This is a genomic window from Reyranella sp. (genome assembly GCF_030651995.1).
Taxonomy (GTDB): Bacteria; Pseudomonadota; Alphaproteobacteria; order Reyranellales; family Reyranellaceae; genus Reyranella.
The window spans coordinates 14,601-39,772 of record NZ_JAUSBN010000015.1; the positions used below are offsets into that span (position 1 = coordinate 14,601).

General features: G+C 66.9%; 23 protein-coding genes. 14 read left to right on the forward strand and 9 right to left on the reverse strand.

What is annotated here, in order from left to right; translation table 11 throughout:
- The first annotated feature begins 35 nt into the window (after nucleotides 1-35).
- On the forward strand, nucleotides 36-521 hold the full coding sequence (locus Q7V45_RS03720; protein WP_304847170.1) for an Lrp/AsnC family transcriptional regulator: 486 nt from the start codon (nucleotides 36-38) through the stop codon (nucleotides 519-521).
- Here Q7V45_RS03720 and Q7V45_RS03725 read toward each other — a convergent pair.
- Entirely contained in the window at nucleotides 494-1,450 is a 957-nt protein-coding gene (locus Q7V45_RS03725; RefSeq protein ID WP_304847175.1) for a threonine dehydratase, read from the reverse strand. The two genes, Q7V45_RS03720 and Q7V45_RS03725, sit on opposite strands and share 28 nt — an antisense overlap.
- A gap of 48 nt (nucleotides 1,451-1,498) precedes the next feature.
- Between Q7V45_RS03725 and Q7V45_RS03730 the strand changes: the two genes are divergently transcribed.
- The 6 genes from Q7V45_RS03730 to Q7V45_RS03755 all read left to right on the forward strand — a co-directional run bounded on the left by Q7V45_RS03730 (nucleotide 1,499) and on the right by Q7V45_RS03755 (nucleotide 8,491).
- Nucleotides 1,499-2,671, forward strand: coding sequence for a M20 aminoacylase family protein (locus Q7V45_RS03730; protein WP_304847178.1), 1,173 nt, complete (start codon nucleotides 1,499-1,501; stop codon nucleotides 2,669-2,671).
- 24 nt (nucleotides 2,672-2,695) lie between these two features.
- Entirely contained in the window at nucleotides 2,696-4,456 is a 1,761-nt protein-coding gene (locus tag Q7V45_RS03735) for a glucan ABC transporter ATP-binding protein/ permease (RefSeq protein ID WP_304847180.1), read from the forward strand.
- Between the two features lie 69 nt (nucleotides 4,457-4,525).
- Nucleotides 4,526-5,539, forward strand: a complete 1,014-nt coding sequence (locus Q7V45_RS03740; RefSeq protein WP_304847183.1) for an ABC transporter substrate-binding protein — start codon at nucleotides 4,526-4,528, stop codon at nucleotides 5,537-5,539.
- 15 nt (nucleotides 5,540-5,554) lie between these two features.
- Nucleotides 5,555-6,340, forward strand: a complete 786-nt coding sequence (locus tag Q7V45_RS03745) for an ABC transporter ATP-binding protein (protein WP_304847186.1) — start codon at nucleotides 5,555-5,557, stop codon at nucleotides 6,338-6,340.
- Complete coding sequence (locus Q7V45_RS03750) at nucleotides 6,337-7,113, forward strand: ABC transporter permease (protein ID WP_304847189.1); 777 nt, start codon at nucleotides 6,337-6,339, stop codon at nucleotides 7,111-7,113. The genes Q7V45_RS03745 and Q7V45_RS03750 overlap by 4 nt, the downstream gene beginning before the upstream one ends.
- Nucleotides 7,114-7,225: 112 nt before the next feature.
- On the forward strand, nucleotides 7,226-8,491 hold the full coding sequence (locus tag Q7V45_RS03755; RefSeq protein ID WP_304847193.1) for an Hsp70 family protein: 1,266 nt from the start codon (nucleotides 7,226-7,228) through the stop codon (nucleotides 8,489-8,491).
- 134 nt (nucleotides 8,492-8,625) lie between these two features.
- Here the strand turns inward: Q7V45_RS03755 and Q7V45_RS03760 are convergent, their stop codons facing one another.
- Nucleotides 8,626-10,158 carry an ABC-F family ATP-binding cassette domain-containing protein gene (locus tag Q7V45_RS03760; protein WP_304847196.1) on the reverse strand — a complete coding sequence of 511 codons (1,533 nt, stop codon included), beginning with the start codon at nucleotides 10,156-10,158 and terminating at the stop codon, nucleotides 8,626-8,628.
- A gap of 142 nt (nucleotides 10,159-10,300) precedes the next feature.
- Here Q7V45_RS03760 and Q7V45_RS03765 point away from each other — a divergent pair, with 142 nt between their 5' ends.
- Nucleotides 10,301-11,392 carry an LLM class flavin-dependent oxidoreductase gene (locus tag Q7V45_RS03765; RefSeq protein WP_304847199.1) on the forward strand — a complete coding sequence of 364 codons (1,092 nt, stop codon included), beginning with the start codon at nucleotides 10,301-10,303 and terminating at the stop codon, nucleotides 11,390-11,392.
- Nucleotides 11,393-11,483: 91 nt separating this feature from the next.
- Here Q7V45_RS03765 and Q7V45_RS03770 read toward each other — a convergent pair whose 3' ends face one another.
- Nucleotides 11,484-12,671 carry an amidohydrolase family protein gene (locus Q7V45_RS03770; RefSeq protein WP_304847203.1) on the reverse strand — a complete coding sequence of 396 codons (1,188 nt, stop codon included), beginning with the start codon at nucleotides 12,669-12,671 and terminating at the stop codon, nucleotides 11,484-11,486.
- 13 nt (nucleotides 12,672-12,684) lie between these two features.
- Nucleotides 12,685-13,467 (reverse strand): HpcH/HpaI aldolase/citrate lyase family protein, encoded by a 783-nt coding sequence (locus Q7V45_RS03775; protein WP_304847206.1) that lies wholly within the window; start codon nucleotides 13,465-13,467, stop codon nucleotides 12,685-12,687.
- Between the two features lie 57 nt (nucleotides 13,468-13,524).
- On the opposite strand from Q7V45_RS03775, the gene Q7V45_RS03780 reads away from it, so the two are divergent.
- From Q7V45_RS03780 to Q7V45_RS03800, 5 genes are all read left to right on the forward strand, one after another.
- A complete protein-coding gene (locus Q7V45_RS03780; RefSeq protein ID WP_304847209.1) occupies nucleotides 13,525-14,403 on the forward strand; it encodes an aldose 1-epimerase in 879 nt (292 codons plus the stop codon).
- A gap of 9 nt (nucleotides 14,404-14,412) precedes the next feature.
- Nucleotides 14,413-15,180: an SDR family NAD(P)-dependent oxidoreductase gene (locus Q7V45_RS03785; protein ID WP_304847212.1), complete on the forward strand. Its 768-nt coding sequence runs from the start codon at nucleotides 14,413-14,415 to the stop codon at nucleotides 15,178-15,180.
- Nucleotides 15,177-15,860, forward strand: a complete 684-nt coding sequence (locus tag Q7V45_RS03790) for a hypothetical protein (protein ID WP_304847215.1) — start codon at nucleotides 15,177-15,179, stop codon at nucleotides 15,858-15,860. Before Q7V45_RS03785 ends, Q7V45_RS03790 begins: the two co-directional genes overlap by 4 nt.
- Nucleotides 15,861-15,937: 77 nt before the next feature.
- Entirely contained in the window at nucleotides 15,938-16,927 is a 990-nt protein-coding gene (locus Q7V45_RS03795; RefSeq protein ID WP_304847218.1) for a tripartite tricarboxylate transporter substrate binding protein, read from the forward strand.
- A 3-nt stretch (nucleotides 16,928-16,930) separates the two neighbouring features.
- On the forward strand, nucleotides 16,931-17,806 hold the full coding sequence (locus Q7V45_RS03800) for a DUF3592 domain-containing protein (protein ID WP_304847221.1): 876 nt from the start codon (nucleotides 16,931-16,933) through the stop codon (nucleotides 17,804-17,806).
- Here the strand turns inward: Q7V45_RS03800 and Q7V45_RS03805 are convergent.
- Genes Q7V45_RS03805 through Q7V45_RS03825 form a run of 5 tightly spaced genes read right to left on the reverse strand, consistent with a single transcriptional unit; the run spans nucleotide 17,796 to nucleotide 24,450 of the window.
- Complete coding sequence (locus Q7V45_RS03805) at nucleotides 17,796-18,488, reverse strand: alpha/beta fold hydrolase (RefSeq protein ID WP_304847224.1); 693 nt, start codon at nucleotides 18,486-18,488, stop codon at nucleotides 17,796-17,798. The genes Q7V45_RS03800 and Q7V45_RS03805 overlap by 11 nt on opposite strands.
- 26 nt (nucleotides 18,489-18,514) lie before the next feature.
- Entirely contained in the window at nucleotides 18,515-19,759 is a 1,245-nt protein-coding gene (locus tag Q7V45_RS03810) for a DUF4010 domain-containing protein (RefSeq protein WP_304847227.1), read from the reverse strand.
- A 42-nt stretch (nucleotides 19,760-19,801) separates the two neighbouring features.
- A complete protein-coding gene (locus Q7V45_RS03815) occupies nucleotides 19,802-20,986 on the reverse strand; it encodes an MFS transporter (protein WP_304847230.1) in 1,185 nt (394 codons plus the stop codon).
- On the reverse strand, nucleotides 20,983-22,101 hold the full coding sequence (gene mtnA / locus Q7V45_RS03820) for an S-methyl-5-thioribose-1-phosphate isomerase (protein ID WP_304847232.1): 1,119 nt from the start codon (nucleotides 22,099-22,101) through the stop codon (nucleotides 20,983-20,985). Before mtnA ends, Q7V45_RS03815 begins: the two co-directional genes overlap by 4 nt.
- A 9-nt stretch (nucleotides 22,102-22,110) precedes the next feature.
- Nucleotides 22,111-24,450 carry a transketolase gene (locus tag Q7V45_RS03825; protein WP_304847235.1) on the reverse strand — a complete coding sequence of 780 codons (2,340 nt, stop codon included), beginning with the start codon at nucleotides 24,448-24,450 and terminating at the stop codon, nucleotides 22,111-22,113.
- A 100-nt stretch (nucleotides 24,451-24,550) separates the two neighbouring features.
- On the opposite strand from Q7V45_RS03825, the gene Q7V45_RS03830 reads away from it, so the two are divergent.
- Entirely contained in the window at nucleotides 24,551-25,033 is a 483-nt protein-coding gene (locus Q7V45_RS03830; RefSeq protein WP_304847238.1) for an Lrp/AsnC family transcriptional regulator, read from the forward strand.
- Nucleotides 25,034-25,172 lie beyond the last annotated feature (139 nt).

Here is a 25,172-nt window from a genome sequence, read left to right on the forward strand (position 1 = left end):
ATCTAAAAGAGACGAATATTTGAGGGATTGTCCCCATGATCGAGCTGGATGACATCGACAGACGTATCGTCGCTACCCTGCAGGCCGAAGGTCGGCTGCCGATGGTCGATCTCGCCGGGCGGGTGGGCCTGTCGCCGACGCCCTGCCAGCGGCGCGTCAAGCGGCTGGAGGAAGAGGGGGTGATCGAGCGCTATGCCGCCCTGGTCTCACCGCCGGCCGTGGGGCTCGCCCTTCAGGCCATGGTGCAGGTGACGCTCGACAATCATTCCGAGAAGACCGTCGAGGCCTTCGAAGCGGCGATCCGCGCGCGCCCCGAGGTGGTGGCCTGCTATGCCGTGACCGGCGACATGGATTTCCTGCTGCACATCCTGGCGCCGGATCTCGCGAGCTTCAGCGAGTTCGCCATGAAGGCGCTGCTGCGCATGCCCGGTGTCCGCGGAACGCGCTCCTCCTTCATCATGCAGGCGGTGAAGAGCGACCTCGTCTGGGCGCCTCAACCGCCGGCGAGCGTGCGCAGGTAGACCGGCCGATCGATGTTGCCGCCGCTCAGGATCAGGCCGATCCGTTGGCCCGCGACCCGATCCCGCTCCTGCAGGAGCGCCGCCAGCGCAGCGGCGCCGGCGCCTTCCGCGAGCTGGTGTGTGTCCTCGTAATAAGCCCGCATCGCCGCGCCGATCTCGGCGTCGCTCACCTGCACGATCCGGTCCGCGCCCCTCAGAATAACGTTGAGCGCCTCCGCGTCGGGGCCGCGCACGGCCATGCCGTCGGCCATTGTGTCGGCGCTGTTGGTGGCCACAACCCTGCCGGCAGCGAAGGACAGGGCGTAGGCCGGCGCCTCAGTCGAGACGACTCCGACCACCTTCGTCTTCAATCCGAGCGCGTCGCGCACCGCGATCGTGCCGCAGATGCCGGAGCCCAGCCCGATCGGCACATAGACCGTGTCGAGCGGCGGCGCTGCGCGGAACAGTTCGAGCGCATAGGAGGCGACGCCCGCCACCAGGTCGCGATGGAACGACGGCACCATGGCAAGGCCGCGCTCTCCGGCCAGCTTCATCGCCGCCTCCCTGGCGGCATCGAAATCGCTCCCGGCCTCGACCAGTTCCGCCCCGAAGGCGCGCATGGCGGCGTTCTTCTCGACCGAATTGCCGTGGGGCACGACGATGGTGGCGGCGATGCCGTTGCGGGCCGCCGCCAGCGCAATGCTCTGGCCGTGATTGCCGCGGGTGGCACTGACGACGCCGCCAGTGTGGGGCGATCTGCGCTTCAGGCGGTCCATGTAGACCAGCCCGCCGCGCACCTTGAAGGCGCCGGTCGGGGTATGGTTCTCGTGCTTGACCCAGGTTTCGCATCCTGTGCGCCGCGAAAGCAGGGGCCACGCATATTGTGCCGTCGGCGGCATCGCGGCATGCACGAGGGCCGCTGCAGCCTCGATTTCGTTAAGGGACAACATGTCCGGCACTTTGGGCTAAGATGACTCAGGTTCCAACCGGAGTACCCGATGCCTGTTCTGCCGCGTTCACTCGAAATCCAGGGCGAGATCTCGGCCATCCGCCGCGACATCCATGCCCATCCCGAACTCGCCTTCGAGGAGAACCGCACGTCCGACGTGGTGGCGGCCAAGCTGCAGGAATGGGGGCTGGAGGTGACGCGAGGCCTGGGCAAGACCGGCCTGGTCGGGACTCTGCGCAAGGGCAACTCGCTGAAGTCGATCGGGCTGCGCGCCGACATGGACTGCCTGCCGATGGACGAAGCCAACGATTTCGCGCACCGGTCGACCAGTCCCGGCCGGATGCATGCCTGCGGCCATGACGGTCACACCGCCATGCTGCTGGGTGCCGCGAAGGTGCTCAGCGAGACGCGGAACTTCGAAGGCGCCGTCCACTTCATCTTCCAGCCGGCGGAAGAGGGTGGCGGCGGCGCCAAGGTGATGATCGAGGACGGGCTGTTCGAGAAGTTCCCCTGCGACGCGGTGTTCGCGATCCACAACAAGCCCGGCGTCCCGGTCGGCCACATCGTCACCAAGGGCGGGCCGCTGCTGGCCGCTGCCGACCGCTGGGACATCCGCATCACCGGCAAGGGCGGTCATGCCGCCCATCCGCATTCCACGCTCGATCCCATGGTCGTCGGCGCGAATATCGTGATGGCGCTCCAGACCATCGTCTCGCGCAACATCGACCCGATCGATTCGGGCGTCGTGACCGTCGGCTTCTTCCATGCAGGCTCTGCCTACAACGTCATTCCCGGCGACGCGCATATCGGTGGTACGACGCGCACGACGACGCCTGCGAACCGCGAGCTGGTGAAGCGGCGCATCGACGAGATCTGCGAGGGCGCCGCCCGGATGCACGGCGTCAAGATCGAGGTCGAGCACAAGCCGGGCTATCCGCCGACCGTGAACGACGTCGAGCAGGCCCGCTTCGCCGCCGACGTTGCCGCCGGGGTCTGCGGCGACCATGCGGTCCAGGACAATACGCGGCCGAGCATGGGGGCCGAGGACTTCTCCTACATGCTGGAGAAGGTGCCCGGCGCCATGGTGTGGCTGGGCAACGGCGGAGGTCCCGGTACGGTCAGCCTGCACAACTCGCGCTACGACTTCAACGACATGGCCATCCCGTTCGGCGTGAGCTTCTTCGTTCGCACCGTCGAGCGCTTCCTCGACCCGAAAGCCTGACAGGAACGGACGCGGACGAAGCAGATGGAATTCTTCCGCGTCTATGGCCGCGTCATCGGCCTGCTCCGGGCCGAGAAGCGCCTGGCGATCACGCTGGCCATCGCCAACGTCGTGGTGGCCGCCCTGCAATTCTACGAGCCGGTGCTGTTCGGCAAGGTCATCGACCTGCTGTCCACCGCCCGCGACAAGCCCGTCGATGTCCTGTGGCAGGACGCGCGCGAGATCCTCGGCCTGTGGGCCCTGGTCGGGCTAGGCGGTATCGCCGCCAACATGGTGGTCTCGCTGCAGGCCGACCGCATGGCCCATCGCCGCCGTCTGGGCGCGATGGCGACCTATTTCCAGCATCTGCTGATGCTGCCGTTCTCGTTTCACAACACCCAGCATTCCGGTCGGCTGATCAAGATCATGCTGACCGGCGTCGACAACCTGTTCGGCATCTGGCTGTCCTTCTTCCGCGAGAACCTGGCGACTCTGGTGGCATTGTTCATCATGCTGCCGCTCAGCATGTTCATGAACTGGCGGCTGGGCCTCCTGCTGCTCGTCCTGATCCTGTTCTTCGCCATCACCAACGTCTGGGTGGTCAGCAAGACCGACCGGTTGCAGCACAAGGTAGAGGATCTTCACAGCGAGCTTGCGGGCCGGGCGGGCGACGCGCTGGGCAACATCAGCCTCATCCAGAGCTTCGTGCGGCTGGGCGCCGAGACCAGCGAGATGCACCGCATCATCGGCCAGACGCTGCAGGCGCAGTTCCCGGTGCTGAACTGGTGGGCGCTCCTGTCGGTGATGACGCGCGCCGCCTCGACGGTCACCGTGATCGCGATCTTCGTACTGGGCACCTGGCTCTATACGCGTGGCGAGGCGACGGTCGGCGAGATCGTGAGCTTCATGGGCTTCGCCACTATGCTGATCGGCCGCATGGACCAGGCCTCGGGCTTCGTCAGCCGCATCTTCTTCCAGATGCCGTCGCTGGGCGATTTCTTCCGCGTGCTGGATTCGCAGTCGAGCGTGCCGGACAAGCCGAACGGCATCGACATCGGCCGCGCCCGGGGCGATGTCGAGTTCGACGACATCAACTTCTCCTACGACGGCAAGCGGCCGGCGCTGGTCCATTTCTCGCTGAAGGTGCCGACCGGATCGACGGTGGCCTTCGTCGGTCCCACCGGCGCCGGCAAGAGCACCGCGCTGTCGCTGCTGCACCGCATGTGGGACGCCCAGTCGGGCGTGATCCGCATCGACGGCGTCGACCATCGCGACATCAAGCTGGAATCGCTGCGCCGGAACATCGGCGTGGTGTTCCAGGACAGCACCATGTTCTACCGCTCGATCGCCGACAATCTGCGCATCGGCAAGCCCGACGCCACGCAGGCCGAGCTGGAGGAGGCTGCCAGGCTCGCCGAGGCGCATGACTTCATCATGCGCCAGCCGCAGGGCTATGAAACGCTGGTCGGCGAGCGCGGCACCACGCTCTCGGGTGGCGAACGCCAGCGGCTCGCGATTGCCCGCGCATTGCTCAAGAATCCGCCGATCCTGATCCTGGACGAGGCGACCAGCGCCCTCGACTCGGTCACCGAGGCGCGAATCCAGAAGGCGCTGAAGATCCTGATGCAGGGCCGTACGACCTTCGTGATCGCCCATCGCCTGTCGACCATCCGCGATGCCGACCAGGTCGTCGTGTTCGAGCACGGTCGGGTCGTCGAGCAGGGGCCCTATCAGGCGCTGCTTGCCCAGGGGGGGGCGTTCGCCCGCCTGGTCGCGACGCAGCAGGCTGGCATAGAATCTGCCTGATATCCCCTTGGCGGGCGTGAATTGTCCGCCTAAGAGTCGCCGACGGGGAACTCACGGGGGATCAAGAACATGAAGAAATTCGCCAAGATGCTGGGCGGTGCAGCGGCCGTAGCGCTCGCCCTGGGCAGCCTGCCCGCCAATGCCCAGACCGCCATCAAATTCACTCTGGACTGGGTGTTCCAGGGCCCGACCTCGCCGTTCCTGGTGGCGCTGGAGAAGGGCTACTACAAGGCCGAGGGCCTCGACGTCACGATGGACCCCGGCCAGGGCTCGGCCGGCGCGGTGCAGCGCGTGGCCACCGGTGCCTACCAGATCGGCTTCGCCGATGTGAATTCGACCATCGAATACAACGCCAAGAACCCGGGCAAGGAAGTGCTCTGCGTGTTCATGGTCTACGATTTCGCGCCGTTTGGCGTCTATGCGCTGAAGAAGAGCGGAATCAAGACGCCGAAGGACCTCGAGGGCAAGAAGCTGGGCGCCCCGGTGTTCGACGCCAGCTTTCGCCTGTTCCCGGCTTTCGCCAAGAAGAACGGCATCACCAAGTGGGAGCATGTCAACCTGACGCCCCAGCTGCGCGAGCAGAGCCTGGTCCAGGGCACGGTCGACTTCATCTCCGGCCACTATTTCTCCTCGATGCTCGACCTCAAGGCGCGCGGCGTGGCCTTCGAGGATATCGTGGCCATGCGCTTCGTCGATTTCGGCATGGACGTCTACGGCAACGGCGTCGTGATCTCGGCAGACATGATGAAGAACGAGAAAGCCGTGAAGGGCTTCCTCGCCGCCACGCTGAAGGGCTGGAAGGACGTCATCGCCAATCCGCAGCTCGGCATCGCCGCGGCCAAGAAGCGCGATCCCCTGATCGACGAGAAGCTCGAGCTGGAGCGCCTGAAGATCTCGCTCGAAACCAACATCATGACCCCGTACGTGAAGGCCAACGGCATGGGCGACGTCGACCCGGCCCGCTTTGCCCGCGCGGTCAAGGACGTGTCCGAGGCGTTCGGCCTGCCGAACGCCCCGGCGCCCGACAAGGTGTTCAGCAACGCCTACCTGCCGCCCAAGGCCGACCGCATGATCGCCAAGTGAACGACGCTTAAGGCAATGGCCTTCGTCGATCTCAAGGGCGTCAGTCTCACCTACCGGCTGGGCAAGGACACGACTCTGGCCCTCGCCGATGCCACGCTGGGCATCGACAAGGGCGAGTTCATTGCCGTCGTCGGGCCGTCGGGCTGCGGCAAGTCCACCATCATGAAGCTTGTCACCGGCCTGCTGCCGCCGTCCGGAGGCGAGATCGTGGTCGACGGCAGGAAGGTGACCGGGCCGATCAAGGGCGTCGGCATGGCATTCCAGAACCCGACCTTGATGCCGTGGCGCACGACGATGAACAACATCCTCCTGCCCATGGAGGTGGTCGAGCCGCACAAGCGCCGCTTCCGCAGCCATCGCGCCGAGTATGTCGAGCGCGCGATGAGGCTGCTGAAGACGGTCGGCCTCGCCGATTTCGCCGACAAGTACCCGTGGCAGCTCTCGGGCGGCATGCAGCAGCGCTCGAACCTGTGCCGCGCGCTGATCCACGAGCCCGAGCTGCTGATGCTCGACGAGCCGTTCGGGGCGCTCGATGCCTTCACGCGCGAGGAGCTGTGGGGCGTCATGCAGGCGCTGTGGCTGGAGAAGCGCTTCACCGGCGTGCTGGTGACGCACGACCTGCGCGAGGCCGTCTATCTCGCCGACACCGTCTATGTGATGAGCCGGCGGCCCGGCCGCATCGTGCTGGCGAAGAAGATCGACCTTCCGCGGCCGCGTACCCTGGAGACGACCTTCGAGCCGCACTTCGTCGACATCGTCCACGAGTTGCGCGACCGCATCCACCAGGAGCACGCGCCATGAGCGACCTGCGGCGCGACGCGCTGAAGCATGCCATGCCGTGGCTGGTCCTGGCGGGCTTGCTGATCGTCTGGGAAGTCTGCTGCATCGTCTTCCAGGTGCCGGAGATCATCCTGCCCAAGCCGACCAAGATCTTCGCGGTGTTCGTCCAGCGCTTCGACATCCTGATGGCCTATAGCTGGGACACGCTGTGGACCACGATGATCGGCTTCCTGCTGGCGATTGCGTTCGGCCTGCTGCTCGGGCTGGCGATCGGCGCCTCGCCCTTCGTCTATTCCGGCCTCTATCCGTTGCTGATCGCCTTCAACGCGATCCCCAAGGTGGCGATCGTGCCGATCCTGATGATCTGGGTCGGCGTCGGCTCGCTGCCGGCCGTCATCACCGCCTTCGTGATCAGCTTCTTCCCGATCGTGGTGAACGTGGCGACCGGACTCGCCACCATCGAGCCCGAGATGCGCGACGTGCTGCGCAGCCTCGGCGCCTCGCGGTTCGAAATCCTGACCAAGGTCGGCATCCCGCGCGCCATGCCCTACCTGTTCGCCAGCCTCAAGGTGGCGATCACCTTGGCCTTCATCGGCTCGGTGATCTCCGAAACGGTGGGCGGCAACAACGGCATCGGCTTCCTGATGCTCTCGGCCAGCGCCCGCAACGACGCGCCCACCACCTTCGCCGGCCTGTTCGCCATCGCGATCATGGGGGTCGCGATGTACGCGGTCTGCGCCCTGGTCGAGAAGCGGATGACCCGCTGGGCCTTCCGCGGCGAGATCGTCGCGTAACATCAACTCTTTCGGACTCCTCTCCCCGCTAGGGGGAGAGGTTGGGTGAGGGGGTTACGCGAGTCGTGACAGCCCCCTCACCTAGCCTCTCCCCCTATCGGGCGAGAGGAACATGAGTGCGTCTCAGGTGACTTTCATGATTGCGTGCGGACTGGATTTCGGAACGTCGAACTCGGCGATCGGCGTCATGCGCCAGGGCGTGGCCGAGCTGGCGCCGATCGAGGCGCACGATACGCTGATGCCCAGCGCGGTGTTCTTCGATCACGAGACCAAAGGGCGCGTACTTCTGGGCAATGCGGCGATCACGGCCTATGTCGAGCAGACCGAGGGGCGCTTGATGCGCGCGCTGAAGTCGATCCTGGGTTCGCCCCTGATCGACGAAGAGACCAGCCTCGGCGGCCGCAAGGTGCCGCTCACCCATGTCGTGGAAATCTTCTTGCGGAACCTCAAGGAGAAGGCGGAAGCCTTCGCCGGCCAGGAAATCGCCTCCGTCGTGCTGGGCCGCCCGGTGCGCTTCGTCGACGACGACGACCAGGCCGATGCCCGCGCCCAATCCGTGCTGGAGCGGGTCGCGCGGCAGGCCGGGTTCCGCGAGATCGCCTTCGCCTACGAGCCGATCGCCGCCGCCCATCACTACGAGCAAACCGTGCTGCGCGAGGAGCTGGTCCTGATCGCCGACATCGGCGGCGGCACCAGCGACTTCTCGATCGTGCGGGTCGGGCCGGAGCGACGCGGCCGGGCGGATCGCAGCGGCGACGTGCTGGCCAGCACCGGCGTGCGTATCGGCGGCACCGACCTCGACGCCGCACTCAGCCTGGCCTCGGTAATGCCGCTGCTGGGACTCGGCACGCAGCTCGTCGAGAAGAACCTGCCGATGCCGAACGCGCTCTATCACCAGCTCGCCACCTGGGCGACGATCAACTTCGCCTACACCTACCGGAACGAGCGCGAGGTCGCCGAGCTGGTGTCGCTGGCCTGCGAGCCCGAGAAGGTCTCGCGGCTCCTCAAGCTGCTGCAGCAGGGGCTGGGCCATCGCCTGGCCTTCACCATCGAGGACGCCAAGATCGCGTTGAGTGCCGAGGATCGCGTCACGATACCGCTCGCATTCCTCGAAGCGGGTCTGTCGGCAGTGGCGACGCGCCGCGCGTTCGACCAGGCCATCGGCACTGCGACGGAGCGGCTCCATAAGGCGGCCGGCGAGTGCATCGGCGCCGCCGGCCTGAAACCCGATGCAATCGAGACCATCTTCCTGACCGGCGGATCGAGCCGCGTGCCGGCCGTGCGCAAGGCCGTCGCGCGAGCCGCCCCGACCGCCCGCATCGCCGGCGGCTCCGACCTCCTCTCGGTCGCCCTCGGCCTCGCGCAGATGGCGGGTTAAAGTATCTCGTCATCTCGACCGGAGCCTCGCGCAGCGAGGCGGAGTGGAGAGATCTTTTCTCGGCGATTGGTCGGCTTTTGGTGGAGAGGAGGTCTCTCCACTCCGCGCCTTCGGCGCTCCGGTCGAGACGACGATTATACCTGCGAATCGAAGAACGCGTCGGCGTCGTCGGTTTCGACCAGGCGCCCCTTGCGGATCTCGAGGAATCGGGTCGCCACGGTGCGTGTGAAGAAGCGGTCGTGTCTCACGAAAATGCAGGAAACGTCGCTCTTCTCGAGCTGCTCCTCCAGGTCTTCCTGGCCCTCGATGTCGAGATGGTTGGTCGGCTCGTCGAGCACGTAGAAGTTCGGGCGCAGCAGCTTCATCTTGAGGAACACGAGCCGCGCACGCTCGCCGTGGCTCAGCACGCCGATCGACTCCTTCACGCGCACGAAGGCGAAGCCCGCGCCGGCGAGATGGCGGATCGCGTCCTTCTCGGTGACGCCCTCGGCCGAGGACACATAGTCGAGGATCTTTGTCCCGACCGGCAGCGCGCTCATCGCCTGGTCGAAATAGACCAGCCGGCAGGCCGGATTGAAGCGCACGGCGGCTTGTCCGTCATAGTGCTCGCGGCCAGGCTCGTAGGCAGCGGCCAGCGCCGCCAGCAGGGTCGACTTGCCGGTGCCGTTGGTCCCGAGCAGGGCGACGCGGTCGCCGGCGGCGATGGCCAGCCGGTCGATGCCGATCAGCTTTCGCCCCGATCCCGGCACCGTGACGTCGAGGTTCGACAGGCGCAGCGCCACCTTGGCGTCGATGTCGCCGTCGGCCAGTTCGAGCCGGCGTTCGCGCGCGACATAGGTCTGGGTGCGCTCCTTCTCGATGCGGGCGATGCGGCTCTCGACGGCGTTCTTGCGCTTGTTGAGGTCGGGGTTCTTGACCGCCCAGACCTTGTAGCGCGCGGCCGCCTGTTCCAGCCGCTTGATCTCGCGATCCTCCTGCCGCGCCCGTGCCGCCGCGGTGGCGTCGCGGCGCAGCAGCTCCTCACGGGCCACGGAGAAGCGCGTCCTGAAGGCATGGACGCCGTCGACGCGGAGGAACAGCGTGCGTTCGGTCACCCGGTCGAGGAATTCGCGGTCGTGGCTCACGATCAGCATCGGCACGGAGAACTCGGCCGTCAGCCAGCGTTCCAGGGTGTTGATGTTGGCGAGGTCGAGATGGTTGGTCGGCTCGTCGAGGATCAGGATGTCGGGCTCCTCCAGCCGCGCTGCCGCTGCGATCAGCATCAGCCGCTGCCAGCCGCCCGAGAGTGTGCCGAACGGCTGGTCGAGCCTCTCGGGGTCGACGCCGATTTCGTCGACCAGCACGTCGATGCGCCAATCCTCGCCGTCCTGGCCGACCCGCGCCAGCGACTGGCCCAGCACCTCACGAACTGAGTGCGCGGCCAGGCCGTCGGGCACGTCCTGCGGAACCTGGCCGATGCGCAGGCCACGCGAGCGGATCACTTGGCCGGCATTGAGTTCGAGCACGCCGATCAGGCACTTGAGCAGGGTCGACTTGCCCGCACCGTTCTCGCCGACCAGCGCCGTGCGCGCATCGTCCAGCAGGAACGACACGTTCTCGAAGACACGGCCCGAGCCGTAGAAGAAGGAAGCCTGCTCCATGCCGAGCACGGCCTGACGCGAAGCCATCGTCTGTCCTGACGGGAAGAAAACGAGCGCGGCTTTACCACCGCTCTGCGATCAGGGCGAGGGCCGGATGGCACTCGAAGGCTTGCCGGGGCAGCGGTCGCGTGAAAGCATTTCGTCAAACAATGAACCCGGAGGAAGCCCGATGGACGTCGGCATGATGATGGTCTTCACCAACTATGGCTGGGAGAACTGCTCCGACCAGCGCGTATGGGACGAGGAGATCCGGTTGGCCCGGATCGCGGCGGACTCGGGCTTCGACTGCCTGTGGTCGGCGGAGCATCACTTCAACGACTACTCGTTCGTTCCTGACAATCTTGCGCTCATGACCCACCTGACGGCGCTGTGTCCGAACATCGACGTGGGCACCGCGGCCGTCATCCTGCCGTGGCACGACCCGCTGCGCGTCGCCGAGAATGCCGCCGTGCTCGACCTCTTGAGCAAGGGGCGGCTGCGGCTTGGCATGGGGCGCGGCCTGGCGCGGCGCGAGTTCAATGCCTTCCGCGTCAGCATGGACGAATCACGCGGTCGTTTCGACGAGGCCGCGCCCATGATCGTCGAGGCACTGAAGACCGGCTTCATGGAAGGCAACGGCACGTACTACAAGCAGCCGCGCATCGAGATCAGGCCGCGGCCGCAGCATTCGTTCGACGGCCGCATCTACGCCGTGGCGTCGAGCGAGGATTCCATCGACTCGGCCGCCAAACTAGGCGCCCACATGGTGATGTTCGCCGACCGGCCCTGGGAGATGCGCGCGCCGATGATCGAGAAGGGGCGCCAGCTTCACCGCCAGTATCATGGCACCGAGCCGCCGCGGGTGATGCTGACGGAGTTCTGCGTCTGCGGTCCCGATGCCGCGACCATCGAGGACGAGGCCCGGCAGTACCAAGGCAAGTTCGTCGAGAGCAATTTCCATCACTACGAGTTCCTCGGCGAGCACTTCAAGACGGTGAAGGGCTACGACTCCTACCAGCAGAAGGCTGAGATCGCGCGCAAGAGCGGCCTCGAGGGCGCCGTCACGGGCTTCATGCAGGCGGCCTCGTGGGGCACCCCGGACAAGATCCTGCGTGGACTGGAGACACGCCGCAAACTGCTGGGCGACTTCGAGATGAACGTGGCCTTCCGCTTCGGTGGCACACCCTACGAGGTGAGCGAGCGCGGGCTGAAGCTGTTCGCCAAGGAGGTCCTGCCGGTGGTGAAATCGTGGGGACCGGTCAAGCCGGCAGAGGCGGCTTGACCTCGTGTTCCTCTCCCCCGCTAGGGGGAGAGGCTAGGTGAGGGGGCCGGTCCAAGCGTTTGTGCGTAACCCCCTCACCCAACCTCTCCCCCTAGCGGGGGAGAGGAGTTTGAAGTGCTCCGTCCTTCGCGACGATGCGGCCGGACTTGACCACCAGGCTGCGGCGCTTGCGGGTGGCGACGGCTTCGGCGAGCGTGGTTGCTTCGACGGTCACGAAATCCACCGGGCCGCCGACCTTGAAGCCGTAGTCCGAAAGTCCGAGCACACGCGCGGCGGCTGCGGTCACCATGTCGAAAGCCAGCGCCAGTTCCTCGTCGTGGCGGAAGTTGGCGCGGTAGCCGATCAGCATGGCGCGCTCCAGCATGTCGCCGTTGCCGAACGGCGACCAGGCATCGCGAATATTGTCGGAGCCGCCGAATACCTCGACGCCGTGCTCGCGCAGGAGCTTGAGCGGCGGAATGGTCGCGCCCCCGGGGCCGTGGCTCATGATCGCGATGCCGGCGCGAGCGAGCGTGTCGGCCGCGCGGGTCACGCTGTCGGTGGAGACCGAGCCCAGCGCGAAGGCGTGGCTGACCGCGACCTTGCCCTGGAGGCCCGTCGCCTCCGTCCGCCGGGCGATTTCGAGAATCTGCGTCAGGCCGGCGTCGCCGCCATCGTGCAGATGGATGTCGACTCCCACGCCACGGCGGCTGGCGATGGCGAAGATCGCGTCGAGATGGGCGTCGAGGTCGCCGTCGATCCCGACCGGATCGAGGCCGCCCACGAGATCCGCGCCCTGCGCGATCGCCTCGTCGAGCAGCTCCGCCGTACCGGGAGAGCGCAGGATGCCGCTTTGCGGGAAGGCCACGATCTCGATCGTGACGAGGTCGCGGAAATGCTCGCGGATCTTCAGGACTTCGTGGAGGTTGCGAAGTCCGAGTTGGTTGTCGACGTCGACATGAGTGCGCATGTGCAAGGTGCCGCTGGCCACCACCTGGCGCACCAGGTTCGAGCCGGTCTCGAATTCGGGCACCGTGCGCGCCGCGCGCACCCGGCGCTCGGCCTCGATCCGGTCCGAGACCGTGTTGCCGGCCGACTGGTTGGGGATCCACGGCAGGCCGAGCAGCGTCTTGTCGAGATGGATATGGCCGTCGACCAGCGGCGGCAGGACCAGCATTCCGCCCAGATCGACGCCGTCGTGCGCCGACGTCGAAACCGGGAGGAGGGCGGAGATCCGCCCTCCCTCGACTTCGATATCGTGCCGGCTGCCGTCGGGCAGCGTGGCATTGAGGAAGCGCACGCTTCTGTCCGCCTTACTTGGCGGCCGTCGGGCCGCCTTCCTTGCGCGTGATGTCCACCGCCTCGCGCGCGGCCTTGGCCATCAGTCCGGCATCGTTGGCGATGGTGACGAGCTGGAAGCCCTTGTGGACCATCTTGGCGGCGTAGCTGCCGGTGCCGTTGTGCAGGCCGGCGAACTGGCCGCGCTTCCTGGTGGCGGCGAGCAGCTTGTCGTAGATCGCCAGGATCTGCGGCTCTTCGCGATCGAGCATCGGCTTAAGGCCGAGCGACAGGCCGAGATCGGACGGTCCGATATAGATGCCGCTGACGCCGGGCACGTCTAGGATGGCGTCGATATTGTCGATCGCCTCCTGCGTCTCGATCATCGGGATGATCAGCACTTCGTCGTTGGCCATCGCCTGGTAGGGCGTCGCCTCGCCATAGGCGCCGGCGCGGATCGGGCCGTTCGAGCGCTTGCCCTTGGGCGGATAGAGCGCATAGGAAACCAGCGCCTTGGCCTCGGCCGCCGTGTTGACCATCGGGCAGATCACGCCCCAGGCGCCGCCGTCCAGCACCTTGCCGACGATGCCGGGCTCGTTCCACGGCACGCGCACCAGCGGCGTGATCGGATGCTTGTCCATCGCTTGGAAGCAGCGGACCATCGAGAGATAGTCCTGCACGCCATGCTGCATGTCGACGGTGACGCTGTCCCAGCCGCATTGCGCCATGGTCTCGGCGGCGAAGCCATCGGGGATCGCCAGCCATCCATTGACGCAGGCCTTGCCGGCCTGCAGCCGCTTCTTCAGCATGTTCGACATCGATGCGTTTCCTCGCAATTTGAGAACGCGGGAGTTTACACAGCGACGGAGGAGTGCGTGACGCTTTTGTCGCTGCGGGCGGGCCGGCTGGCCGTCGACCTGGCGCCGCAGGCCGGCGGCTCGATCGCGCGCTTTGCCGTCGAGGGCGCTGGAAATGACGCTGGCGACCTGCTGCGGCCCGCGTCGGAGGCGGCGCTGGGCTCCGGGACCGGTATGGACACGGCCTGCTATCCCCTGGTGCCGTATTCCAATCGCATCGCGAACGGCCACCTCCAGTTCGGCGCCGAAGTGTTCCAGCTCGCGCGCAACTGGCCGGGCATTCGCCATCCGATGCACGGCGATGGATGGCGGCATCCCTGGCGGGTGCTCGACCACGAGCGGACCCGCGTGGAACTGGTCTATCTGCATGAGCGGGGGACGGCGGGCGTGGAGTGGCCGTTCCGCTATCGCGCACGTCAGTCCTTTGTGCTCGAGGAGACGGGCCTCACGGTCGGGCTGTCGATCGAGAACCTGGAGGATCGCGACGTGCCGGCGGGCTTGGGCCTGCATCCGTTCTTCGTGCGCGATGCCGACACCGAACTCGCCTGCCGCCTCGCGGGCGTGTGGCACACCGATGCGGAGGTCCTGCCGCTGCAGCGCGTCCCGGTGCCGCCCGAATGGGATTTCTCCGCCCCGCGCCGTCTCGACGGGCTGGGCCTCGATCACTGCTTCGACGGCTGGGACGGCGAGGCCACCATTACCTGGCCGCAACGCGGTCTCCGCCTCGTGCTCTCCGCGACGGAGGCATTTCGTCATCTGGTGATCTATGTTCCCGACGGCCAACGTCATTTCTGTGTCGAGCCGGTGAGCCATGCCAATGGCGCGGTCGGGCGGACGCGGCTCGCGGCCGGCGCCAAGCTCGGCGGCGAGATCTCTTTCAGGCTGGTTCAGATCTAGAGGAGTGTCATGCCGCCCTTCGCATCCTATCCCAGCCTCTCGGGGCGAACCGTGTTTGTCTCCGGTGGTGGTTCGGGCATCGGCGCCTCGATCGTCGAGCACTTTGCCGAGCAGGGCGCCAAGGTCGGCTTCGTCGACATCGACGAGGCGGCCTCGAAGGCGCTGGTCGAGAGGATCGAGGCCAGACGCTATCCAGTGCCGCTGTTCGTACCCTGCGATATCCGCGACGTGGCGGCCTATCAGCGGGCCATCGAAGGCGTGGCGGCGAAGCTCGGGACCATCACCGTGCTGGTGAACAACGCCGCGCGCGACGATCGCCACACGCTCGCCCAGGTGACGCCGGACTTCTGGGACGAGCGCATCGCGGTCAACCTGCGCCACGCCTATTTCGCCATCCAGACGGTGGCACCGGCGATGAAGAAGGCGGGCGGCGGCTCGATCGTGAATTTCAGCTCAGTGAGCTATCACACGATGACGCCCAACCTCTCCGTCTACCAGGCGGCCAAGGCCGCGGTGATCGGCATGACGCGCGGCCTTGCACGCGATCTCGGGGGCGACGGCATCCGCCTCAATGCCGTGACGCCCGGCTGGATCATGACCCAGCGCCAGCTCGATCTATGGGTGACGCCGAAAGCCAAGGCCGCGCAGCTGGGCGCGCAGTGCCTGAAGGAGCTGCTCTATCCGCCGGACATCGCGCGCATGGTCCTGTGGCTCGCCGCCGACGACAGCCGGATGGTGACGGCGCAGAACTTCGTCGTCGATGGAGGCCGGATGTGAATACGGCGGCCATCGCCTCACTGCCGAGGCGCTTCTACCATGGCTGGATCGGGGTAATCCGCCACCTGCTTCCGCCGACCCTCTATTTCTTCGTCGCCTTCAACCTCATCGTCTTCACCACCAACCTGCTGGCCCGCAACTACTGGTTCAATCTCAGCAGCTTCCTGTTGGCCAGCACGACGGCGCTGATCGTCGGCAAGGTGGTGCTGGTCGTCGACAAGGTCCGCATCATCGACAAGTTCCGCGGCGCGCCGCTGATCCAGCCGATCCTCTACAAGACCTTCTTCTATTCCGTCGTCGTTCTTGTCGTGCGCTTCCTGGAGAAGGTCCTGGATGTCGCGTTCGACGCCCACAGCCTCGGCCAGATCTACCAGATGGTGCTCGTCGACTTCACCTGGCATCGTTTCATCGCGGTGCAGGTCTGGATCTTCGTCTGCTTCCTGCTCTACGTGACCGCGAGCGAACTCAATGCGCTGGTCGGCCACGGCCAGCTCAGGCGCCTCTTCTTCCACCATCGCTCGTCGGAATACGGCCTCACGCGCCGGCAGCATATCCGCGCGCTGACGGAGATCAGCCGGCTGGCACGCGACACGCCGCGCGAGCGGTTGCTCGATCCCGCCACGCCGCAAGGCAGCCGCTTGGCCGAGCTGATCGACCGGCTGCGGCGGCGCGACGCCTGACGACGGCTATTTCGCCATATGATGTCCACTTAACGTTGCCGGTGGATTGAGCCATGGGCTTTGGTCAAAGTCGGCAGATGCAAACATCCAATCTCGCGCGCGCGCTGCGTTGCCTTTCGTTGAGCCTCGCCGTCCTGGTGTTCCAGGCCACTCTTGCGTCGGCGCAAACACAGGATTGGCCGACCAAGCCAGTCAAGATCGTGGCGCCTTTCGCCGCGGGTGGGAATGTCGATGTCACCGCGCGAATCGTTGCGGCTCGCCTGCAGGCCGATCTGGGCCAGCCCGTGGTCGTCGAGAACAAGACAGGCGCCGGCGCCATGATTGGTTCGGAGTTCGTGGCGCGCGCGGCGCCCGACGGTTACACGCTGCTGATGACCTCAGCCTCGCTAACCAACAGCCCTGCCCTGTTCGGCCGAGCGCCCTACGACTGGCAGAAGGATTTCACCTTCGTCACCGCCGTCTCGTTCCAGCCGCTGGTCCTGCTGGTGAACCCGTCGATGCCGGTGAGGACGATGTCCGAATTCCTGGAGCTGGCCCGTAAGGAAGCGGGCAAGATGACGATGGGCACGGCCGGCGCCGGCTCCTTCACGCATCTTGCCGGATTGCTCGTCGAGCAGCGTGCCGACGTGCGCTTCGAGCCGGTGCACTATCGCGGTACGGCTCCCGGCCTGGTCGACCTGATGGCGGGGCAGATCCAGTTCCAGTTCGAGCCGATCGCGACGGCCCTGCCTTTGCTGAAGGACGGCAAACTGCGGGCGCTCGCCGTCACGTCACTGCAGCGTGCGCCGTCGCTGCCCGATGTCCCGACGGTTGCGGAGACGATCGCGGACTACGAGGCGATCAACCTGCTGGGCCTGATTGCCCCTGCCGGGCTTCCCGTTCCCATACTGGCAAAGCTCAGCGCTTCGATGAAGAAAGTGCTGCAGGATCCGGCCGTCATCCGCCGGTTCGACGACCTCGGCACCGAGGCGCGCTTCACCATGCCGGAGGCTTTCTTCGAAATCATGCGCACGCAGGCCGATACGTGGATCCCGGTCATCCGGAAGGCCAACCTCAAGCTCGAATAGGCGATGGCCATCGACGCGAGCTGGCGCTGGATCGCGTGGACGATCCTCGGGATCGGCGGGCTGATCACGGCCGGCGGTGTGCTGATGGGCCTTGGAAATCTTCGTCACGCGCTCTACGGCGAACGGGCCGACGGGATCGTCACCGAGATCGTGCGCGAAGGCGACATGTACGCGCCCGTCGTCCGTTTCCGTCTGCCCCAGGGCGAGACCGTCGAGGTCAGGGACCTCGGCTCCGGCGCGCCGGACTTCTCCGCGGGCGATGCCGTCACGGTTCTCTATTTTCCCGAGAGCCCGCGGGACTTCCGTCTCGACACGTTCGAGCGGCTCTGGTTGGTGCCGATCATCGTCACGGTCTTCGGCGGCTTCTGGCTGATGTTCGGAGCGGTCGCCTGGGCGCTGTCGCGCAACGCCGACCTCGCGCTGGTGGGCGAGCGGGCCTTCTCCCTGATCTCGCTGTCGGCGCTGGTGATCGGCGTCTTCGTCCTGTGGAGCGCCGTCAACCTCTATGCGAGCGGTGGCCGGGCCCGTGGCACGGTAACGGAGATACGCGAGAGCCGCTCGATCGCAACGGAGGAGGTGACGACCCCGGACGGCCGCGAGGTCCGTCGCGACGTCGAGCACATTTCGTTCGCGCCCATCGTGCGCTTCACCACGCCGGAGGGCCGCGAGGTCGAGTTCCATGGACGCGGCGGCAGCGGCACCTCACTCAAGGCCGGCGAGGTGGTGAACGTCGTCTACGATCTCAGCCAGCCGGGCCGCGCGCGCATCGTGTCATTTGTCGATCTGTGGCTGCCGGCCACCGTGGCTTTTGCTGTCTCATTGTTATTCGGTGGCGCCGTTCGTCTGTCGCGCGGGAGTCGGCGCCGCACTACAGGTTAGCGCGGCCGACCCAGGCGGCCAGCAGGGCCGAAAGGTCGTGCGGCTTCTCCAGCGGGGCCATGTGGCCGCAGTCTTCGAGGATGCGGAAGCTGGAGTTCGGCAGCGCCTGCGCCATCCGCTCGCTCTCGGCCCGGGTGCGCAGCCGGTCCTGGCGGCAGGCCACGACCAGCGACGGGCAGGTGATGCGTTCGAGGTCGGCATAGCCATCGCGCCGCACCAGGGCGGCCTGGCGCTTGCGGACTTCAGGTCCCAGCCGCCGCTGCATGCCGCGCAAACGGTCGAGCAGTACCGGATCGGTATCGCGATCGGGATGAAGTCCCATCGCGTTGGAGGTGGCGCCGACGGCACGCGGTGGCCGGTCGCCCGGCCGAAAGCCCGAGATCCTGCGTGCCCGTTCCTCGTCGGAATAGCCGCGCGCCGAGGAGGCGACGAAGGCCACGCCCGTCACGCGCTCCGGCGCCATCAGCGAGAGGACGCGCGCCACGAACCCGCCCATCGAAAAGCCGACCAGCACGAAGCGTTCCGGCGCTTCGGCCAGCACGCGCGTGGCCATGCCTTCGAGCGAATCGTCTTCGTAGACGTTGCCGAAATGGAGCGCCCCCAAGGCTTCGAGATCCGGGACCATGTCGGTCCACAGATCAGCGTCGCACAGGAAGCCGGGGAGAAGGACGAGGGATCTCATATGGCTGCTTTCGACGGTCATTCCGCTCAAACGACGAGCACGGCGGCCCACGCCGCCACCAGCATCAGCAGCTGACCCGGAACGACATAGAGGGCGAAGCGTGAACCGCCGGTGGTGAAGGCGAACACCATCTTGGTGATCGTATTGGTCGAGAAGGCGGCGAGGATCGGGATCACGGCCGCCTGCGGCGCCAGCTTTCCGGCGGCAACGAGCGAAGCGACCGAGATGGCGGGAGCGTGCGTGTCGGCAAAGCCCGCCGCGCCGGCCGCGAAGATGACGCCGGCTTCGCCAAACCAGTTCTGCAGAGCTGCGGCCAGCAGCAGGACGCCCGCCAGGATGGCGGCGAAGATCAGCGCCGCGCGCAGGCTGAAGGCGCTGCCCTGCGTCTCCTCGACCGTGCCGCTGTCGGCCCGCAGTGCCCACAGGGTGAAGGCACCGCCATAGACGATCGCGGCGGCGCCGGAAGCAAGCAGCGGCGGCAGCAGGGCCCGGAAAGCCGCGAGATCGGTGACGCCGATCAGGATGCCGAGCTGCACGACGGTGGCGACGGAGGACATCATCGCGCCGGCGGCGGCCGGCCTCATCAGATGCAGATCGCGGGTCGAGCGCGCGCCCATGGCGCCGATCGTCGCGGAACTCGAGATGAAGCCCGAAGCCAGGCCCGCCAGCGGCAGGCCGAAGCGGGGGCCCACGAGACGCACGGCAATGTAGCCCAGCGCGCCCACGCCCATCACCAGGATCACCACCAGCCAGATCGTGCGCAGGTTCAGCGCGCCGTACGGGCCGATCGGATGGTCGGGCAGCAGCGGCAGCACGACCAGGGTGGCGCCGGCGAAGATCAGCAGGTCGTGGATCTCTTCGTCGGTCAGCACCGAGCGGACGAAGCGATGCAAGGCGACGCGGGCGTTGAGCAGCAGGGCGACGACCACGCCGACGCCCGCGGCGAAGGCGGGTTCGCGAATGGCGAGGCCGCCCAGCAGCGTCGTCGCCACCAGGGCCGTCTCCGTCGTGAGGCCGGGATCGTTGTCGCGCGCACGCCAGTAGGACAGGCCGGCGAAGGCTGCCATGCCTAGCACGACGGCGGCCAGCAGGAGATCGCCTCCGGCCGCCGCACCGGTCGCGCCGGCCAGCGAGGCGAGGGTGAAGGTCCGGATGCCTGCGGCGCCGCGGCCGGGTCCTTCGCCCTTCTTGCGCTCGCGGTCGATGCCGACCAGCAGGCCGACGCCGAGGGCCACGACGAAGCCGAGAAGGAGAGGGTGGAGGTCGGACATAAGGCGCGGACTGTAGCACCGGTTTCCGGCGTCAGCGCACTGTCAGCGTACGGTTCCGCTCACGCGCACCAGCATGACGGTGGCGATCAGCGCCACCATCGCGACGACGAAGGTGACGCCGAGCACGCCCTCCGCACCATGGTTGGCCATCACCGCCGCCAGCACCGGCGGCGCGGCGGCGGAAACGATGCCTTGCGGCAGAGCGAGGCGGCCGAGATAGGAGCCGAACTGGGCGCGGCCGAACAATGCGAGCGGCAGGGTGGCGCGCAGCACCGCCTTCAGGCCGTTGGCGATGCCGTAGGCTACGAGGCAGAGGAGCGCGACCACGAAGTTGCCGCCGGCCAGGAACGCCAGCCCCAGGCCGAACGGCAATACGGCTGCGGCAAACAGCGCCGAGCTGGTGACGGAATAGCGGTGGCCGAATACCAGCTCGACCAGCCGCACCGCCACCTGCGCCGGCCCGATCAGTGAGGCAAGCAGGAGGGCCGAGGCAGGATCGTGACCCAGCCCGCGCATCACGCCGATCGCGTGCACGATGAAACCGGTGAAAATGAAGGCGCCGCAGGAGAAGGCGACAGCGAGCAACAGGAAGATGCGTTTGGTGTGATCCGCGGCGACCGGTGCCGCTCCTGTACCGGCCGCGGCGTGCGGGCCGACCGGCGGCCGGCCGGGCAGCATCAGCAGATGGACCGGCGCGCAGACCAGAAGATGGAACGCGGCATAGACCAGCAGCACACCGCGCCAGCCGAAGAAGGTTTCCAGGGCTTCGGAAATCGGCCAGAACACGGTGGAGGCAAGACCGCCGACGATGGCCAGCACGGCGATGGCCTGTCGCGCGCGGGCGCCGGCGATCTGGGCGAGCGCGATGCTGGCCGGCGTGTTCAGCGCCAGGGTCGAAGCGACGCCCATCGCGGCCCAGCACAGGAGATAGCTCACGAGTCCCTGCGAGAAGGAGAGCGCCGCGAGCGACAGGGCGTAGAAAATCGAGCCCACGGCCATGACGGAGCGCGCGCCGGTGCGGTCGAGCAGGCGGCCGACCCGGGGGGCGAACAGGGCACCGACGCCGAACATCACGGTGATGCCGCCGTAGACGATCTCGCTCGGCAGCCCGAGGTCGCGCTCGATGTGGCGGCCCAGCACCGAAGGCATCAGGAAGGTCGTGCCCCAGCCCACGATCTGGGTGAGGCCGAGCCCGATCGTGGCCTTGGCCGCCGGCGTGACGATCACGCCGCCCGGTTCTGCTGCTCGGGGTAGAGGGAAAGCAGTCCCGCTTCGCTGGCGTCGCACACACCGCGTTCGGTGATCAACGCCGTCACCAGCCGGGCCGGCGTCACGTCGAAGGCGGGATTGGCGCCGGCGCTGCCCTCGGGAAGAATCTGCACGGTGGCGAGTTCGCCGGTCTCCGCCCCATCTTTCACAAGACGCCCGGTCATGTGCGACAGCTCGCGCGCGCTGCGTTCCTCGATCGGGATGTTGCGCACGCCGTCGACGATCGTCCAGTCGATGGTCGGATAGGGCAGGCCGACATAGAAGGGCACGCCGTTGTCGTGTGCGGCCAGCGCCTTGAGATAGGTGCCGATCTTGTTGCAGACGTCGCCGCCGCGCGTCGTGCGGTCGGTGCCGGTGATGACGAAGTCCACCTGGTCGTGCTGCATCAGGTGGCCACCGGCATTGTCGGCGATCACCGTGTGCGGCACGCCGTGCTTGCCCAGTTCCCACGCGGTCAGGCTGGCGCCTTGATTCCTGGGCCGCGTCTCGTCGACCCAGACATGGATGGGAATGCCGGCATCGTGCGCCTGGTAGATCGGCGCCAGCGCCGTGCCCCAGTCGACGGTGGCGAGCCAGCCTGCGTTGCAATGGGTGAGGGCGTTGATGCGGCCGCTCTTGTCGCGTGGCTGCAGTTTGCGGATCAGGCCCAGCCCGTTCTCACCGATACGCCGGCAGATCTCGACATCCTCGTCACAGATCTCGGCGGCGCGCCGATAGGCCGCCTCGCGTCGCTGCGCCGCCGGCAGCGGCGCCAGCAGCGCGCGCAGATCGTCGAGCGCCCAGCGCAGGTTCACCGCGGTTGGCCGCGACTCCATCAGGACCGTGTAGGCACGGGCCAGCATCGCATCGGACGGATCGGTCGCCATGGCGAGCGCCATGCCGTAGGCCGCGGCGGCGCCGATCAGCGGTGCGCCACGCACGATCATGGTGCGGATCGCCACCTCCGCGTCTTCCAGCGTGCGCAAATCACGCACGACGAAACGATGGGGCAGCAGGGTCTGGTCGATCGCCTGGACGGTCGTGCCGTCGGTGGCGAGCCAGATGGTTCGGTAAGGGGTGCCGTCTACTTTCACGCCGCCAGTTTAGACGGCGCGCGCCACCGCGTCGATTATCGCCGCCGAATCGAGCCCGTAGGTTCGATAGAGATCGGGAATGTCGCCGGACTGGCCGAATTTCTCGATGCCGAGCGGCACGACCCGATGGCCGCGCACCGAGCCCAGCCACGACAGCGCCAGCGGATGGCCGTCCATGACCGTCACGATGCGCGCATCGCGCGACAAGGGGGCGAGCAACCGTTCGATCGGGCTCGGCGAACGGTCGACCAGGCCCGTCGTGCGGCCGCGATTCCGCTGCGCGGCGAGCCAGTCGGTGTGGAGCCGGTCAGGGGAGGTCAGCACCAGGAGGCCCGCGCCGGCGAAGTCGCGCGCCACGCTTGCATGGGCCGCGATGGCTTCCGGCGTCACCGCCCCCATGGCGACGATGGCCACGTCCGCGCCATCCTCGGGCGGGGCATACCAGTAGCCGCCGGACACGATGTCGGCCTGCTGCTGCGGCGTCAGGGTGCGCTCGGGCTGGGCCAGGCTGCGCGTCGAGAGGCGCAGATAGACCGAGCCGCCATCGTCCTGCTGCATGTAGTCGAAACCATGGCGCATCAGCACCGCCAGCTCGTCGACGTAAGCCGGCTCATAGGAGACGAGGCCGGGCTGGCCGATGCCGATCAGTGGCGTATGGATGCTCTGATGCGCGCCGCCCTCCGGTGCGAGGGTCACGCCCGACGGCGTCGCCACCAGCATGAAGCGCGAATCCTGGTAGCAGGCATAGTTCAGCGCATCGAGGCCGCGCGCGATGAAGGGATCGTAGAGCGTGCCGATTGGCAGCAGGCGCGCGCCGAACAGCTGATGGCTGAGGCCCAGCGCGGCGAGCTGGATGAACAGGTTGTTCTCGGCGATGCCCAGCTCGACATGCTGGCCCTTGGGCGTCTGGCGCCAGAGCTGGGCCGACACGACCTTGAGCTCGCGGAATACGTCCTCGGCCTCGGTGTGGCCGAACAGGCCGCGCCGGTTCACCCAGGCGCCGAGATTGGTCGACACCGTCACGTCGGGCGAGGTCGTGACGATGTGGCGGGCCAGTTCACCGTCTTCCGACGCGATGGCGTTCAGGATCTTGCCGAACCCTTCCTGCGTGCTCGACTTTTTGTCATTGGGCTTCGTGAGTTGCGCCGGGATGGCGACGACCGGCGCCTCGGTGCGGCGGCGGCCTTCGGCGTTGAAGGGGGCTGCGTCGAGGAAGGCCTGCAGGTCGGCGGGCGGGGCGGTGAGACCCGCGAACTTCTCCCACTCCTGGCCGTCCGGGATACCCATGCCCTTCTTGAAGCCCGCCATCTGGTCGAGCGTCATCAGGCCGGAGTGATTGTCCTTGTGGCCGGCGAAGGGCAGGCCCTGGCCCTTGATCGTGTAGGCGATGAAGCAGGTCGGCGTGTCGTCGTTCACGTTCTCGAAGGCGTCGACCACGGCCTGCATGTCGTTGCCGGCCAGGTTGGTCATCAGCCTGTGCAGCGCCGCGTCGTCGTGCTGGTCGAGGATGCGCCGCACGCCCGGATACTGGTTGAGGTCGCGCGTCAGCGCCTCGCGCCAGCCGGCGCCGCCCTTGAACACCAGGGCGGAGTACAGCGAGTTGGGGCAGGCGTCGATCCAGTCGCGCAGCTGCGCGCCGTCGGGCTGGGTAAAGGCGGTCTCCAGCAGCTTGCCGTACTTCAGCGTGACGACCCGCCAGCCGACCAGCTCGAACATCTCGGCGACGCGGCCGAACAGCCGGTCGTTCACCACGCCGTCGAGGCTCTGGCGGTTGTAGTCGATCACCCACCACAGGTTCCGGACGTCGTGCTTCCAGCCTTCGAGCAGGGCCTCGAAGATGTTGCCCTCGTCGAGCTCGGCGTCGCCGACCAGCGCCACCATGCGGCCGGTGTGGCGCTTGCCGTCGCCCAGGTTCTTCAGGCGCACATAGTCCTGCACGATCGACGAGAACAGCGTCATGGCGACGCCGAGGCCGACCGAGCCGGTCGAGAAATCGACGTCGTCGACGTCCTTGGTGCGCGACGGGTAGGACTGCGCGCCGCCCAACGCGCGGAAGCGTTCGAGCTTCTCGCGCGTCTGGTGACCGAACAGATACTGGATGGCGTGGAACACCGGCGAGGCATGCGGCTTCACCGCGACGCGATCCTCCGGCCGCAGCACCGAGAAGTAGAGCGCCGTCATGACCGTCGCCAGCGAGGCGCACGAGGCCTGGTGGCCGCCGACCTTGAGCCCGTCGCGGTTGGGACGGATGTGGTTGGCGTGATGGATCGTCCAGGCGCTGAGCCACAGCACCTTGCGTTCCAGTTCACGGAGGAGGCGAAGACGCTGGATGGGGGCGAGGGTCGTCATGGACACTGGCATACGCCGGCTCCGCTGGTAGGTCCTTGCGTTCGGGTCGCCAAACGGGCTGTATAGGGTAGGATTTCCCAAGATTGTGGCGATTTGAGCAATGATCTCCCTAGACGCGATCGACCGGCGCATTCTCGAACGGCTGCAGCACGATGGCCGCCTCAGCAACGCCGACCTGGCCGAACAGGTCGGGCTTTCCTCCTCGCCCTGTTGGCGGCGGGTCAAGGCACTGGAGGAGGCGGGCGTCATCAAGGGGTATGCCGCCCAGGTCGACGCCAAGTCGGTCGGCCTGTCGGTCAACGTCTTCATGAGCGTGTCGCTCACGACCCAGACCGAGAAGGCGCTGAAGGATTTCGAGCGCGCCGCGGCGGAACGGCCCGAGGTGATGGAATGCTACCTGATGACCGGCGACAGTGACTACCTGCTGCGCATCGTGGTGCCCGACCTCGAAGCCTATGAACGCTTCGTGATGGACTTCACGAAGATCCAGGGCATTGCGCAGATCAGAAGCTCGTTCGCCCTGCGTCCGGTTAAGCAGGGTGCGGCGCTGCCGTTGGCCCCTCATGTTCCTCTCCACCGCTAGGGCTATCGCATTCACACATCGTAGTTGCGTCGAGTAAGGCGGTTCGATTCTCTGTCCGAAGCACAGCGGGCGGAGAATTGGATGTCGGGGATCGAGTACGGTCTGGGCGGTTTCGGCGACCGGCGGCTGCAAAAAGGGG